The organism is Pseudorhodobacter ferrugineus DSM 5888 (genome assembly GCF_000420745.1).
In the GTDB taxonomy this organism is placed as follows: Bacteria; Pseudomonadota; Alphaproteobacteria; order Rhodobacterales; family Rhodobacteraceae; genus Pseudorhodobacter; species Pseudorhodobacter ferrugineus.
In genome coordinates this window covers 67,351-79,911 of the sequence record NZ_ATVN01000011.1, presented here as the reverse complement: position 1 = coordinate 79,911, position 12,561 = coordinate 67,351, and the positions used below count along the sequence as shown (strand labels likewise).

Sequence of the window (12,561 nt, the reverse complement as noted above, 5' to 3'; positions counted from 1 at the left end):
CGGATGGCATACGCAAAATTTACGCCTGCTTTTCGGGAATGATCTGCTGCGCGATACCGGCAAAGCACAAATACAACGAGGTCACGATCAGCCCCCAATGCGCCCAGCTTTGCGGGTGGAAATCAACCCAAGTGGCCCAGCCCGCGAAAAAGGTCCACCCCAGCGCCATCGGCAAAGACACCCAATTCCAACGCACAGTCCGCGTGGGGTGAATAAACTTTAGCGGCAAGAACATTGCCACAGTCAGCGCTATGACAAAGACCAAAATTGTCCAATATCCCGGTTGCAAGGCAAACATCACCAGCACGAACATATTCCAGCAGGCCGGAAAGCCGGAAAAAGAATTATCCTTTGTTTTCATGCGGGTATCGGCAAAGTAAATCACCGATCCATAGGTGATCCCGATGATGATAATCCATCCTGTCCAATCCGGCAGCAGCCCCGATTTGAACAAGGCAAAGGCCGGAATGAACACATAGGTCAGGTAGTCGATGATCAGGTCCAACAGCACGCCGTCATAGATGGGAAAGTTGGTTTTGACGTGATAGCGCCGCGCCAATGGGCCATCGATCCCGTCGACAACCAAGGCGATGACCAACCACCAAAACATCTGACTCCAGTTTTCATCGACCGCGGCAAGCATCGCCAACATGGCCAAAACTGCACCGGTTGCGGTAAAAAGATGGACTAAAAGAGCTTTTATTTTCAATGTCATAGCGTGATCAATCTGTGGTTCTGGCTGGTTTCATGCACGTGGATGCGCCTGTGCGTATACGTCCATCAGGCGGGCAGTATCAACCGCTGTATAGGCTTGGGTGGTGGAAAGGGACGCGTGGCCCAGCAATTCCTGAATGGCGCGCAAATCGCCGCCTGCTGTTAGCAGATGTGTGGCAAAGGAATGGCGCAAGGCGTGGGGCGTGGCCGTAGCAGGCAGGCCCAACCGTGCGCGCACCCGCTCCATCGCCGCCGAAATCAGGCGCGGGTTCAACGCCCCGCCGCGCGTGCCGAAAAACAGCGGGGTTGCGCCAGAAATCTCATAAGGACAAAGGCTTACGTAACGCGCCACCGCGTCTTTGGCGGCTGGCAGAACCGGCACCAACCGTTCCTTGCCGCCTTTACCCGTAATGCGCAACACATCCGGCAAAGGGTACGCAGCTCCCGTCAGCCCCAGCGCCTCGGATATCCGCAAACCGCAACCATAAAGCAGCGTCACCACGGCCGTATCGCGCGCGGCCACCCAGTCTTCGCGGGCATCATCACCAATAGTATCAAGAACTTGTGCCGCCGCATCCTCGGCAATTGGGCGCGGCAGCTTGCGCCGGAACTTTGGCGCGCGGGTCGAAAGGGCGGCCGTTGCATCCACACCTTCGCGGTCGGCGAGCCACGCCGTAAACCCTTTTACAGCCGATAGTGCCCGCGCCATAGACCGCGCCCCAACCCCGCGCCCGCGCTCATGTGCCATCCACGCCCGCAGATCGGTTTGCGGCAGAGCCACCAGTCCCCGCACCCCTTCGGTGCCGCCCCGATGCTGCGCCAGGAATGCCAAATATCCAGTAAGATCAGATGCATAGGCCTTTAGCGTGTTATCCGCAGCCCCATCCAGCGCGCGCAAATGGTCCAGCCACTCCGCCATGGCCGAACGGGCGGCAGGCGAAATGGCAAGGGTCATGACAGCCAGCGGCGCATCGTCCGCTCAAACACGCCTGCGAAAAACGCAAGTAAATCCGTACCTTGGGTGGGTTTAAACTGATGCGGGTCTTCGGCGCCCATCACCAACATCCCCGGCAAACGCCCTTTGCCAAAGTCCAGCCGCATCAGCGCCTCGGACCGTATCCACCCCGCGCGTTCACCGTAAAGCGCGTCCGACGCAGGCACGACTTGGCGCAAGGTTGCGGGGCGCAGCGACACATTGCGCCCGCCCGCGATGTACTCGGCCACAAAGCCGGGTTCGGCCACATACAGCACCTCGCCCAATTTCCGCAGCGCCGGATCATCGGCATTTTGCACCGATTCCAGCACCAAGCGCACGCAATCCACGCGCAGGGTTTGCATCACCTCTGTGCCAAGGCTTTGTAAAAACTCCTCAAATGTCAGCGGGTCCAGCATTTGCAAAATCGCGCGATGCACCTGATTGGTGCCGGCCAAATTCTCATAAGCCGCGGCAATCACCGACCTGTGCGTGTCTTCCAGCCGGTCCAGCCGCGTTTCCAACCGCTCCATCGCGATGCCGCGCAGATCGACGATGTTTGACCCCATCGCCCGTTCATTCGCAGCAATCAGCGCGCGCATGACGTCTTGGTCCTCGAGAATACTTTCTGGCGCCGCAATCAGGCGGTCGCGCAAGTCCTGTTCAATCATCTTACTGCCCTACGTGTTTTGCAGGCTTATAGCAGGGCCTGCCCGCCATTTCCTCAGTTTTCTGGGGCAAACGGGCATTTGGCTAAGGGATTGGGGCAATTGTGCCATGCCCATGAAAAAGGGCCAAGGGCATCACACCCTCGGCCCCCAATCCGAAATCGCGCAGCTTACAGGATTTTCTGACCTGTTTTCGCCCAGTCTTTCATGAACTGGTCAAGGCCCTTGTCAGTCAGCACATGGCTGGCCAAGCCTTTGATAACGCTTGGCGGCGCGGTCATCACATCGGCCCCGATCATCGCGCATTGTGCCACATGGTTGGCGGTGCGGATAGAGGCTGCAAGGATTTGGGTTTCAAAGCCGTAGTTATCATAGATCGTGCGAATGTCGGCAATCAGGTCCAACCCATCCAGGTTGATATCGTCCAAACGCCCGATGAAGGGGCTGATAAACGTGGCTCCCGCCTTGGCCGCCAAAAGCGCTTGGTTTGCGGAAAAACACAAGGTCACGTTGACCATATGGCCTTCGCCCGAAAGTACCTTACAGGTTTTCAAACCGTCCCAAGTCAGCGGCACCTTGACCGCAATATTTGGGGCAATCTTGGCCAGCTTGCGGCCTTCGGCGATCATCTCATCCGCCTTCAACGCGACCACTTCGGCCGACACGGGGCCAGACACGATATCGCAGATTTCCTTGGTTACTTCCAAAATGTCGCGGCCGGATTTCAGGATCAGCGAGGGGTTGGTTGTCACCCCATCTACCATGCCCAGATCGTTCAGTTCACGGATGTCAGCGACATCGGCGGTATCAACAAAGAATTTCATGGCGCGCGTCCTTTGGGTGTTGTTGCGGGTGTTTGGGGTGTATTACCGCATATGCAGGCCAAGGGAAAGAGAGCGGGCAAGTTTATGGTAGCGCAAACATTCTGGCAGGCAGGAGAGGTGATCGGCGTGGCCGTCACCGAAAGCTTTGGCCGTAGCCTTGGGCCGTTGCTGGATTACAGCGCCCCCGAAGGTGGCTGCGCGATGGGCGATTTTCTGGAACTGCCTTTGGGTCCGCGCAAGATTTTGGGTGTGGTTTGGGGGGCGGGTGTTGGCGGGATTGACTCGGCCAAGCTGCGTGCCGCTTACCGTGTGCTGGATGTGCCGCCCATGCGGGATGAGATGCAGTCCTTTTTGGCCCGCGCCGCTGATTATACGTTGACGCCCTTGCAGGCGATGCTGCGCCTTGCCACCCGCGCGCCGGGGCTTGACAGCCCGCCATCCACTCGTCGTGTGTATCGGCTGGGATCGGGTGAACCCGCCCGCGCCACCGATGCCCGCGCCAAGGTTCTGGAGGTGCTGCGTGATTACGGCGGGCTGTCCTTTACCCTGTCGGAACTGGCCGAACAGGCAGGGGTGACGGCTTCGGTTATCAAAGGCTTGGTCAAATCGGGCGTGGTACTAGAGGAAGACGCGCCGCGCGATCTGCCCTATCCGCGCCTTGACCCTGATGCGATGGTCGTGCGGCTTGCGGGCGACCAGATTGCGGCGGGTGATGCGCTGGTGGCATCGGTGGCCTTGGGCGGGTTTTCGGCGACCTTGCTGAAGGGCGTGACCGGATCGGGAAAGACTGAGGTGTATTTGGAAGCCGTGGCCGAGTGCCTGCGGGCCGGGCGGCAGGCGTTGGTTTTGCTGCCGGAGATTGCCCTGACATCTGAATTTATAAACCGCGTGGAAACCCGTTTTGGCGCGCGGCCTGCCGAATGGCATTCTGGTGTCACGATGACCGAACGGCGCCGCTTGTGGCGGATGGCGGCGAATGGCGGCGCGCAATTTGTGGCAGGGGCGCGGTCGGCGCTGTTCTTGCCGTTTCAGGATTTAGGGCTGATCGTGGTCGATGAGGAACACGACAGTTCCTACAAGCAAGAGGAAGGCGTGATCTATAACGCCCGCGATATGGCCGTGCTGCGGGCGGCGATTTGTGGGTCGGCGGTTGTTCTGGCCTCGGCCACGCCATCGCTGGAAAGTTGGGTCAATGCCAAGACAGGGAAATACGGGCGGCTGGATTTGGGCGCGCGATTTGGTGCGGCAGAGATGCCGGATATGCGGGCGATTGATATGCGCGCCGAAAAGCTGCCGCAGGGCCGCTGGATTTCACCGACGCTGGAAACCGAGGTGACGGCGCGGGTCAAGGCGGGCGAGCAGTCCCTGATCTTTTTAAACCGCCGAGGGTATGCCCCCGTGACCCTGTGCCGCGCATGTGGAGAGCAGGTGGGGTGCGATGATTGTGATGCCCGAATGGTGGAGCATCGGTTTTTGAACCGGCTGATGTGCCATCAATGTGGGGCCACGAAACCGATGCCGGAGGTTTGCCCGTCTTGCGGGGTGGCGGGAAAAATGGCGCCGGTGGGGCCGGGGGTGGAACGGCTGGCCGAAGAGGTCGTGGCGCTGTTTCCGCAGGCCCGCGTGGCGGTTTTGTCGTCGGATCTGTTCGGATCGGCGCGGGCGTTGAAAGAGCAGATCGAGGCAATTGCGGCGGGGGCGGCGGATATTATTATCGGCACGCAGATCGTGGCAAAGGGGCATAACTTTCCCTTGCTGACTTTGGTGGGCGTGATTGATGCCGATCTTGGGCTGTCGGGGTCGGATTTGCGGGCGGCAGAGCGGACCTTTCAATTGATGCGGCAAGTGGCGGGGCGGGCGGGGCGGGCTGAAAAGCCGGGTGTCGCGATGATGCAAACCTTTCAGCCCGAACACCCCGTTATCCGCGCGATTTTGGGCGGGGATGAAGAGGCGTTCTGGGAGGCCGAGGCGGGCGAACGCAGGCAGGCCGGGGTGCCGCCTTATGGGCGAATGGCAGGGATAATTTTATCAGGACCAGAGGTGGGGCCAGTGTTTGATCTAGGCGCGGAATTGGCGCGCAGAGACGGGCCTTTGCGGAAAATCGGGGCGCAGGTTTTCGGGCCAGCTCCTGCCCCGATTGCCCGCGTGAGGGGCAGGCATCGGGTGCGGCTGCTGGTGAAGGCTGATAAAAACGCCCCTATTCAGGCGGCGATTTCGGAGTGGATTTCGCAGGTGAGATTGCCAAATAACGTGCGGTTGGCGGTAGACATCGATCCGCAGAGTTTTCTGTGACCGCAGCCATGAACGAAAAGATGTTCGCGCGCGGACATTTTTTCAAGTTGCTGATTTTAAACAATAACATATTTTTTGTTAACTGAATTTTAATGTGGACGCGCAGGGTTTTTGGCGGGTGTCAGGGTGGCACCCTAGGGCTGGCTGGTCGGCTGATGTGTGATTGACTGTTGTTTTTGGCAATGTCAAACTCGAGATGTATCCGACCTTTAGGAGTGGTTTCATGTCCTTTGATTTAGATGAAAAATATCTTGTTGAGGCAGAGGAAAAGCTGGGTGTCAGCCTGCCCCCCACTTACAGAGCCGCAATGATCCAGAAAAATGGTGGCGAGGTCAAAGTGGCGGGCGACCGATGGCAGCTTATCCCCATTCTGGACAAATCTGATCGCAAGCGGTTGGCGCGAACGTGCAATGATATTGTGCGAGAAACCAATGAAAAGACAAAATGGGCCGGATGGTCCGAGGGCGCGATTTGCCTTGCCGAAAACGGGACGGGTGATGCGCTTGTCTTTTTGACCGGGGATAAGGTTTGCGATGCTGCGGTGCATTGTTGGCGCCATGAAACGGGCGCGACATGCAAGGTCGCAAAAGATTTTGCCGATTTGGCGCGTTGAAAACCCGTTGATCGTATCGTTTTGGGCGGGGATGGTTTGGTGCGCTGAAGCGCACCCTGCCAATGGTAAAACCCTGTGGTCCATCCTGCCGATGGCGTGGCGCAGGGCAGGTAGCCCCCCCCAAATCCGGTTAGTCCAGAAAGCTGTCAGCCCGCTGGCCCGCCCGCTCGTAATGCACCGGCAAGGCGCGGCCGTAGAGCTGCTTGCAGCGTTCCGGCGTTGCGACCATGTCGGGTTGTTCGACATAGGAAAAGATACCGACAAAGCGCGGGGTTTTGCCTGCAAGGGGTGCGACGCGGTGCAAGGAATAACGGCCTCGGAAAATTTGCAGATCGCCGGGTTCCAGCACAAGAGTGCGGACGCGGTCTGATGTGCCATCCAGCACCTGTTCCACGGCCTCGAAATTTTCAGCACCCGCGCGGATATTGGGGGCATATTCAAACGCGCCGCCGCTTTCTGCGTTCTGGATTGCGATGGTTACGGTGAAGTTGTTGGTGTCGAAATGCCACGGAAAACCGTTGCCTTCCTCGGCCATGTTCACAATCACATCGGCCAATGGGTCGGCGTAGGGGTAGAAGTTCGGCTCTTGCAGACAGTCTTTGATAAAGGCGGTCAGTGGGGCGAATTCATACAGGCTGCGCAGGGGGCTGCCTGACGGGAAGTTATCGGCGGGGATGAAGCTGTTAGAGCGATCAAAGAAGCGGCGCCGCGGGTCAGTCGCGGGCAGGCTAGGATCATCCTTGGTGAAATAGGGGTTGGTGCGGTTGAACGAGCGAAAGCCTTTGTCGGCAACGCTATCGGCCTGTGTTGCAAGTGTTGCGATGCCGCTGGGTGGCACGAAACCCTTGAGGACGGCGCAGCCATGGGCGCCAAGATCGGCCTGAACGCGGGTCAGCAGTGCATCGAGCGCGGGGCCGGGTTGGGTGATCGGATAGCGGCTTAGGTCGATCAAATAGGTGGGGTTGAACATCGCGCGCTCCGAGCTTTGCCCTTTGGAAAAGTTTAGCCGAGGCGGCGGGGGAGTCTGGGAGAAATGCGACGTGGTGATGGCGTTTTCGGGTGCTGTGTTCGAGGGCAGCCCACGGGCGCGAGGGGAGTGGTGGGTGAGTGGTGGGGTGAAGCCCCACCCTACGGCTTGGGGGAGGTGGGAGATCAGGTGGTCTTGCCAAGATAGGATGGGCAAGAGTCGGGGCGTTGCGAGGTGCGTATTTTTTGCAAAGATGAAAGGGGTGGGGCGGGGGATCAGAGGTCCCTATCGCGGCCAAAGCGTTTCATCAGGGGGAACAGGGGCAACCATGTTTCGCGGCGTATGGTCTAGAGTTCATAGGTGGGGCCGAGCTGGTTGGGGGCGTCGAGCGAGCCGAGGTTCAGTTCCACCGCGTCCCGCGTCAGGCCAAAGACCGACGAGCCGCAGCGGGGGCAGAAATGGCGGCCGTTGTAATTTGTGGTGTTGCCGGTGATGGTGACGGCGGTTTACGGGAAGATTGCGGAGGCGTGGAACAAGGCGCTGTCGTGTTAGCGGGAATCGAGGCAGTGGCAGATGCCGGCGCGGTTAGGCAGGCCAGAGGTGGTGAAGCGGGTATCGCCGCACAGGCAGCTGCCGGCGAATTGGGTCATTTGAGGGCCTTTTGGTGTGAGTGGCGATAGGTGGAGGTGCGAAACGCCGCTCTGAGTAATTATGACGGAGGGACTACTGCCTTGTGCCCATGTAGCCGTCTCTTTCAATTTGATAATTCGTGCGACATTTCGCCATATCTGGATAGGTCCAAGCACCTGAGGCGGTCAGTTCTGCAAGTGCAACGCTTAGCATTGCTTGGGCATCTGCCAAATCTCTTGCTGCAAAAGCGCTTGCGGGTTTCCCTGCACTTTTGTTGCTGGCTTCTAAGTAAGTGTAATTGCCAATGGCGCGTCTAGCGGACTCTATGTCTGTTTCAATCCGTCGTCGTGCATTGAAATTATTGATCCAACTTTGCTTGATAAAACTGTCTGCCAAGGCACGCTCCATGATCTTGTCATCGTGGTTCAAGCGTTCCAATGCGGCGACAATTCGTTTTTCGAGTTCGACATAACCATCATCAGTTGCTTCAACTTCCTCAACCTCCATAGCCAACCAAGCGATACACAAAGAGAGGATTAACGAGAAGGTACCACTGAGAAAGGTAATGCCAAAGGCGGGCCACACATCAAGAGCGAACAGGCAAATGGGCAGCATCCCAAGGAAGGTTAGCCAAAACCTGCGCGTTCTTAGTTTATTGTTGCGTTGTGTCGCCGAGGTCACTCGGCCTTGGCGAATTTTGAGCTCGCTGTCCCAATCAGTAGGAAGCAAAGCGATCAGCTTCTTCTCAAGAATTAGGTTTTCGATCTCTGCGTTAGACGCGGTAAATACTGCATTAGACATTTGGAACAGATACCCCTTACGCTTGTTACTTGAAAATGAACCTTGTTGGGTTTTTACATGCCTTATTGAGCCCGCAATCGAAGTAGGCGTTGGTAATTACCCCCTCACGCATACCTCTCTGCCGTCAACCCATCAAAGGAAATCTCGGGTGTTTTGCCAAGCACGACATCGGCCACCGCGCGGCCTGAACCGCAGGCCATCGTCCAACCCAGCGTGCCGTGGCCGGTGTTGAGGAACAGGTTGTCATAGCGCGATGCGCCCAGAACGGGGGTGCCATCGGGGGTCATGGGGCGCAGGCCGGTCCAGCCTTCGGCCTTAGACAAATCACCGCCGCGCGGGAACAGGTCGCTGATGACGTGCCGCACGGTGTTGGTGGCGTGGGGGCCCAAGCGGTTGGAATATCCTGCGATTTCAGCCGTGCCTGCAACGCGGATACGGTCGCCCAGACGTGTGATCGCGACTTTGTGGGTTTCATCCATGATGGTGGATTGCGGGGCGTAGGCATCATCGGTGACGGGCAGGGTGACCGAATAGCCCTTGACCGGATAGACCGGCAGTTTGATGCCCGTGTGTTTCAAAAGGCCTGCGGCATAGCTGCCAAGCGCGCAGACATAGGCATCGGCGGTTTGGCGGCCTGCGATTTCGGTGTCAACGCCTGCGATGCGGCCGTTTTCGACCGCGATGGCTCGGATATTGGTGCCGTATTGGAATTCGACGCCCATTTCAGTGCATTTTTCGGCCAACGCGGTGGTGAAGATGCGGCAATCACCGGTGCGGTCGGCGGTCAGGCGCAGGCCGCCGACGAATTTGCTGCGGACCTCGGCCAGGGCGGGTTCCACGGCGATGCAGCCTGCGGAGTCGAGGACCTCGAACGGGCTGTCGTATTCGGACAGGATGTCCTGATCGGCCTTGGAATCCTTGAGCTGTTTGGCGGTGCGGAACAGTTGCAGGGTGCCTTGTTCACGGCCATCGTATTCTATGCCGGTTTCCGCGATCAGGTCGGGCATCACATCGCGGGAATAGTTAGAAATGCGGACCATGCGGCCTTTGTTGAGGCGGTAGCTTTCCTCGTTGCAATTGCGGACCATGTCATAGCCCCATTTCCACATGGTCGGGCTGATCAGGGGCCAGATGAACAGGGGGCGGCGTTTCATAAACATCCATTTGACCGCTTTCATCGGGATGCCGGGGGCGGCCCAAGGCGACGTCATGCCGTAGGAAAGTTCGCCTGCGTTGGCGTAGGATGTTTCCAGGCCGGGGCCTGGTTGGCGGTCGAGGACGGTGACGGAGGCGCCTTGTTTGGCGAGGTAGTAAGCGGTTGTGACGCCGATAACGCCCGCGCCCATAACGATAACTTTCATTGGATGTTCCCTTTGACAGCCCCAATTTTGCGGGACCATGCCCTGAGCCGTTCGGGAACTCAAGCCGTTGATATAGCCAGTTTTGCCGCGTTGTTATGCCAAGGCGCGTTGGCCTGCCTGATCGACGACAAAGTCTGTAACCATTGCGCCGATCCACATGCAAAACAGCGCAAGCCATGCAGTGCCTGCAAAGATGGAGCCGCCTGTGACGCCTGCGCCGATGGCACAGCCGCCTGCCAGCATGGCACCAAAGCCCATCAGGACGGCACCGATCATCGCACGGCGCATGTTGCCTGCGGTGTCAAAGCCTTCGAACTTGAATTCGCGGCCCCAGAGCGAGGCGAGGAAGGCCCCGATGACCACGCCGGGCACAAGGCCCACGTCGAATTCCAAGATCGGGTTTGGGGTGAGGAAGAACATCAAGGTGTTGGCCGAAGGGCCGGAAAAGGTGGCGGAGGTGATCGAGACGGGTTCAAACGCGACTTGGGCGAGGGCGAAAGTGAGGACCCAGCCAGTGGCAACGGCAAAGCCTACGCCGGACGCAAAGACCAGTGTGCGGACCGAGATTTTGTTTTTGTAGGACACAACGAGGGCGAGCGCTGCGAGGGCGATGCCGAGCAGCAGGCCTGAGATGTCAGGGAGATGGAGGAGGGCCAGAAGGTCGACGTTGCGGCCACCGGGCGTGACCCAGAGGCGGGCGAGGTAATCGCGGGCGGGGGCGAGCATGCCGTGCAGCGACATTTGCGCGACCACGGCAAAGATCAGGCCCGAGACGATAGACCGCAGGTTTCCGGTGGCGGCAAGGACGAGGAGACGGCCAGAGCAGCCGCGCGCCAGCACCATGCCAACGCCAAAGATCAGCCCGCCAATCACCGCGCCCGACCACGAGCCAGCCACCGCCATCATACGGGCATCGGCGCTGTTGAAGAGGTTAAGCTGGGCCGCGCCTTGGACCCAAACGAGGGCCGTCGAGAAGGTGAGCAGCCACACTGCCACGCGCGGGCCCATTTGGCCACGAGCGAATTCGACGGTGGCAGCGCGCAAGCAAAACTTGGACCGCTGGGCGGCGATGCCAAAGATGAGGCCGGTGATCAGGCCAAAGAGGGCCGCAGTTGGCGACTCGCCGATGCGGTCAATCAGGGGGATCAGGTCCATGTCATGCTCCATCGTGATGGGGTCATATGGCAGGGTTTGAATATATACGCCTTGATTTAGATCAGATGGGGGGAGGATGCGGGTGATGGTGGAGCAGATTGGGTTGCGCCGACTGGGCATAATGCTGGGCCTGCGCCCCGAGGTCAGGTTTGTGCATATCTTGTTGAAAGACGCGGCCTTGCGGAAAAGGCGGCAAAACCCCGTGAACACAGGCTTCACCAAAAGCAGGTTCTGACGGAAAACCACCGACTGCTTTGGACCAGTTCGGGTGAGTAGCAGCGTTTTTCAACAGAAGGGGGGCGCCTGACGCTGTCAACGATAGGCATGGTCGCTTTTGGCACATCTCCAGAAATCGGACGATTTGACGGCTTTGAGAGCAAGAAACGACACCAATCGATAATGTGGTTGCGTGGAATCGTTTGTCGAGGAGAACATGATTTACATTTTTGATTTTTTTGCCTGCCGCAAATTGCGGCCTTGAATATTTTAGGTGATGTATGCCCGACCCATTTGAAGACGTCGATGCGGCACCTGCCGAGATGATTGAGATAATCGCCACCGCCTTGGAAACCCGCGCCGCAGACCCGAGCATGATCCCAGTGCTTGACGCATTGAGCGTGCCTGACGGAGGGCTAATTGTTGATATTGGGTCAGGCACGGGGGGTATAACCCGACGAATTGCTGACCGATTTCCGTCCCATTCGGTTTTGGGGTTGGAGCCTTCCACCGTATTCACCAATAAGGCAAAAGAACTGGCCGGAGGTTGCGGCCTTATGTATCAAACGCACCAAGCGGGGGCTGAGTCTTACCAGCAACATTCGTAGCGGAATTGATCACCGTGCCGCGATTAGGCGGGCATTTGTGGTTCAGGCCAACTATCTTTGATGGGGAGGTGCCAAGATGAAGCGTGTTGACACAACCATTAAGTATGATGGGCCAGCACTGGCTGATAAGTCTATGGACGTAGCGCATCTTGCCCCAGCGCTTCTGGCTCTCAGCGATCTTGTCAAAGAGGCCAATAGATATGCCAATGGTGATCGCGCGGCGGCGCGTATCTACGTCAACGCCGATGTAGAGCAAAAATGTTTTGAGCTTGATGTATCCGTCGCGTTGACAATATGGGAGCAAGCAAAGCTGCTTTTGGCCGAAGACAATATTCGAACGGCAAAGGAAATTCTTGAATGGATCGGCATAGTTGGCGGTCCATCTGTTGGGCTATACCAGCTTATTAAGTGGCTTCGTGGCAAGAAAGTAGCTTCAGTTGTCGTTCTGCGCGTAAAGGACGGCGACAACCTTGTGGAGATCAAGGTGGAACGCTGATGGCTTTAACAAAGTGTTTTTCTCATTTGCTAGGTTTTTGACCCATGCAAGAGCGATGTATGAGGCAGCCAGTTTTCTGGATATGCCGCATCCTGATGGCTTTCCGGACGCGTGGCGCAGCTGTGTTTATTTTATGGAACGCCCACTTGTGCCGTTGTGATGACGGGTCTACCCAAATGGGTTGCGCCCAAAAGGTGCCGATCTGTTAACGCTTTGGGACGCGCGCTATTGGCGAAGTAGGGG

Annotated in this window: 12 protein-coding genes and 1 pseudogene; 4 read left to right on the top strand and 9 right to left on the bottom strand. The window is 58.0% G+C overall.

The annotated features are described in order from the left end of the window. Positions 1 to 19 precede the first annotated feature (19 nt). The 4 genes from G560_RS0111365 to fsa form a co-directional block, all read right to left on the bottom strand. Positions 20 to 715, bottom strand: coding sequence for a CDP-alcohol phosphatidyltransferase family protein (locus tag G560_RS0111365; protein ID WP_022704436.1), 696 nt, complete (start codon positions 713 to 715; stop codon positions 20 to 22). Positions 716 to 745: 30 nt separating this feature from the next. Beyond that, a complete protein-coding gene (locus tag G560_RS0111360) occupies positions 746 to 1,669 on the bottom strand; it encodes a tyrosine recombinase XerC (protein WP_022704435.1) in 924 nt (307 codons plus the stop codon). Beyond that, complete coding sequence (locus G560_RS0111355; protein WP_022704434.1) at positions 1,666 to 2,358, bottom strand: DUF484 family protein; 693 nt, start codon at positions 2,356 to 2,358, stop codon at positions 1,666 to 1,668. Before G560_RS0111355 ends, G560_RS0111360 begins: the two co-directional genes overlap by 4 nt. Positions 2,359 to 2,525: 167 nt before the next feature. Further along, positions 2,526 to 3,179 carry a fructose-6-phosphate aldolase gene (fsa, locus tag G560_RS0111350; RefSeq protein ID WP_022704433.1) on the bottom strand — a complete coding sequence of 218 codons (654 nt, stop codon included), beginning with the start codon at positions 3,177 to 3,179 and terminating at the stop codon, positions 2,526 to 2,528. Positions 3,180 to 3,263: 84 nt separating this feature from the next. Between fsa and G560_RS0111345 the strand changes: the two genes are divergently transcribed. Both G560_RS0111345 and G560_RS0111335 read left to right on the top strand, forming a co-directional pair. Further along, positions 3,264 to 5,471, top strand: coding sequence for a primosomal protein N' (locus G560_RS0111345; protein ID WP_022704432.1), 2,208 nt, complete (start codon positions 3,264 to 3,266; stop codon positions 5,469 to 5,471). A gap of 223 nt (positions 5,472 to 5,694) precedes the next feature. Then, a complete protein-coding gene (locus G560_RS0111335; protein WP_022704430.1) occupies positions 5,695 to 6,084 on the top strand; it encodes an SMI1/KNR4 family protein in 390 nt (129 codons plus the stop codon). A gap of 130 nt (positions 6,085 to 6,214) precedes the next feature. Here G560_RS0111335 and G560_RS0111330 read toward each other — a convergent pair whose 3' ends face one another. The 5 genes and pseudogenes from G560_RS0111330 to G560_RS0111310 all read right to left on the bottom strand — a co-directional run bounded on the left by G560_RS0111330 (position 6,215) and on the right by G560_RS0111310 (position 10,998). Beyond that, complete coding sequence (locus G560_RS0111330) at positions 6,215 to 7,054, bottom strand: HalD/BesD family halogenase (RefSeq protein ID WP_022704429.1); 840 nt, start codon at positions 7,052 to 7,054, stop codon at positions 6,215 to 6,217. Between the two features lie 272 nt (positions 7,055 to 7,326). After that, a pseudogene (locus tag G560_RS21350) lies at positions 7,327 to 7,701 on the bottom strand (GFA family protein). A 73-nt stretch (positions 7,702 to 7,774) separates the two neighbouring features. Further along, entirely contained in the window at positions 7,775 to 8,482 is a 708-nt protein-coding gene (locus G560_RS0111320; RefSeq protein WP_022704427.1) for a hypothetical protein, read from the bottom strand. A 104-nt stretch (positions 8,483 to 8,586) separates the two neighbouring features. Beyond that, entirely contained in the window at positions 8,587 to 9,843 is a 1,257-nt protein-coding gene (locus tag G560_RS0111315) for a D-amino acid dehydrogenase (protein ID WP_022704426.1), read from the bottom strand. Between the two features lie 93 nt (positions 9,844 to 9,936). Next, a complete protein-coding gene (locus tag G560_RS0111310) occupies positions 9,937 to 10,998 on the bottom strand; it encodes a YeeE/YedE family protein (RefSeq protein WP_028914008.1) in 1,062 nt (353 codons plus the stop codon). Between the two features lie 497 nt (positions 10,999 to 11,495). On the opposite strand from G560_RS0111310, the gene G560_RS0111305 reads away from it, so the two are divergent. Both G560_RS0111305 and G560_RS0111300 read left to right on the top strand, forming a co-directional pair. After that, on the top strand, positions 11,496 to 11,822 hold the full coding sequence (locus tag G560_RS0111305; protein ID WP_022704424.1) for a class I SAM-dependent methyltransferase: 327 nt from the start codon (positions 11,496 to 11,498) through the stop codon (positions 11,820 to 11,822). Positions 11,823 to 11,898: 76 nt separating this feature from the next. Next, positions 11,899 to 12,318, top strand: a complete 420-nt coding sequence (locus tag G560_RS0111300) for an LAPAL motif-containing putative phage structural protein (protein ID WP_022704423.1) — start codon at positions 11,899 to 11,901, stop codon at positions 12,316 to 12,318. The last annotated feature ends 243 nt before the right edge of the window (positions 12,319 to 12,561 follow it).

What these genes read in the sequence shown, in the direction of transcription:
- G560_RS0111365 (WP_022704436.1), bottom strand. Translation starts at nt 715, where the DNA reads ATGACATTGAAAATAAAAGCTCTTTTAGTCCATCTTTTTACCGCAACC.
- G560_RS0111360 (WP_022704435.1), bottom strand. Translation starts at nt 1,669, where the DNA reads ATGACCCTTGCCATTTCGCCTGCCGCCCGTTCGGCCATGGCGGAGTGG.
- G560_RS0111355 (WP_022704434.1), bottom strand. Translation starts at nt 2,358, where the DNA reads ATGATTGAACAGGACTTGCGCGACCGCCTGATTGCGGCGCCAGAAAGT.
- fsa (WP_022704433.1), bottom strand. Translation starts at nt 3,179, where the DNA reads ATGAAATTCTTTGTTGATACCGCCGATGTCGCTGACATCCGTGAACTG.
- G560_RS0111345 (WP_022704432.1), top strand. Translation starts at nt 3,264, where the DNA reads ATGGTAGCGCAAACATTCTGGCAGGCAGGAGAGGTGATCGGCGTGGCC.
- G560_RS0111335 (WP_022704430.1), top strand. Translation starts at nt 5,695, where the DNA reads ATGTCCTTTGATTTAGATGAAAAATATCTTGTTGAGGCAGAGGAAAAG.
- G560_RS0111330 (WP_022704429.1), bottom strand. Translation starts at nt 7,054, where the DNA reads ATGTTCAACCCCACCTATTTGATCGACCTAAGCCGCTATCCGATCACC.
- G560_RS0111320 (WP_022704427.1), bottom strand. Translation starts at nt 8,482, where the DNA reads ATGTCTAATGCAGTATTTACCGCGTCTAACGCAGAGATCGAAAACCTA.
- G560_RS0111315 (WP_022704426.1), bottom strand. Translation starts at nt 9,843, where the DNA reads ATGAAAGTTATCGTTATGGGCGCGGGCGTTATCGGCGTCACAACCGCT.
- G560_RS0111310 (WP_028914008.1), bottom strand. Translation starts at nt 10,998, where the DNA reads ATGGACCTGATCCCCCTGATTGACCGCATCGGCGAGTCGCCAACTGCG.
- G560_RS0111305 (WP_022704424.1), top strand. Translation starts at nt 11,496, where the DNA reads ATGCCCGACCCATTTGAAGACGTCGATGCGGCACCTGCCGAGATGATT.
- G560_RS0111300 (WP_022704423.1), top strand. Translation starts at nt 11,899, where the DNA reads ATGAAGCGTGTTGACACAACCATTAAGTATGATGGGCCAGCACTGGCT.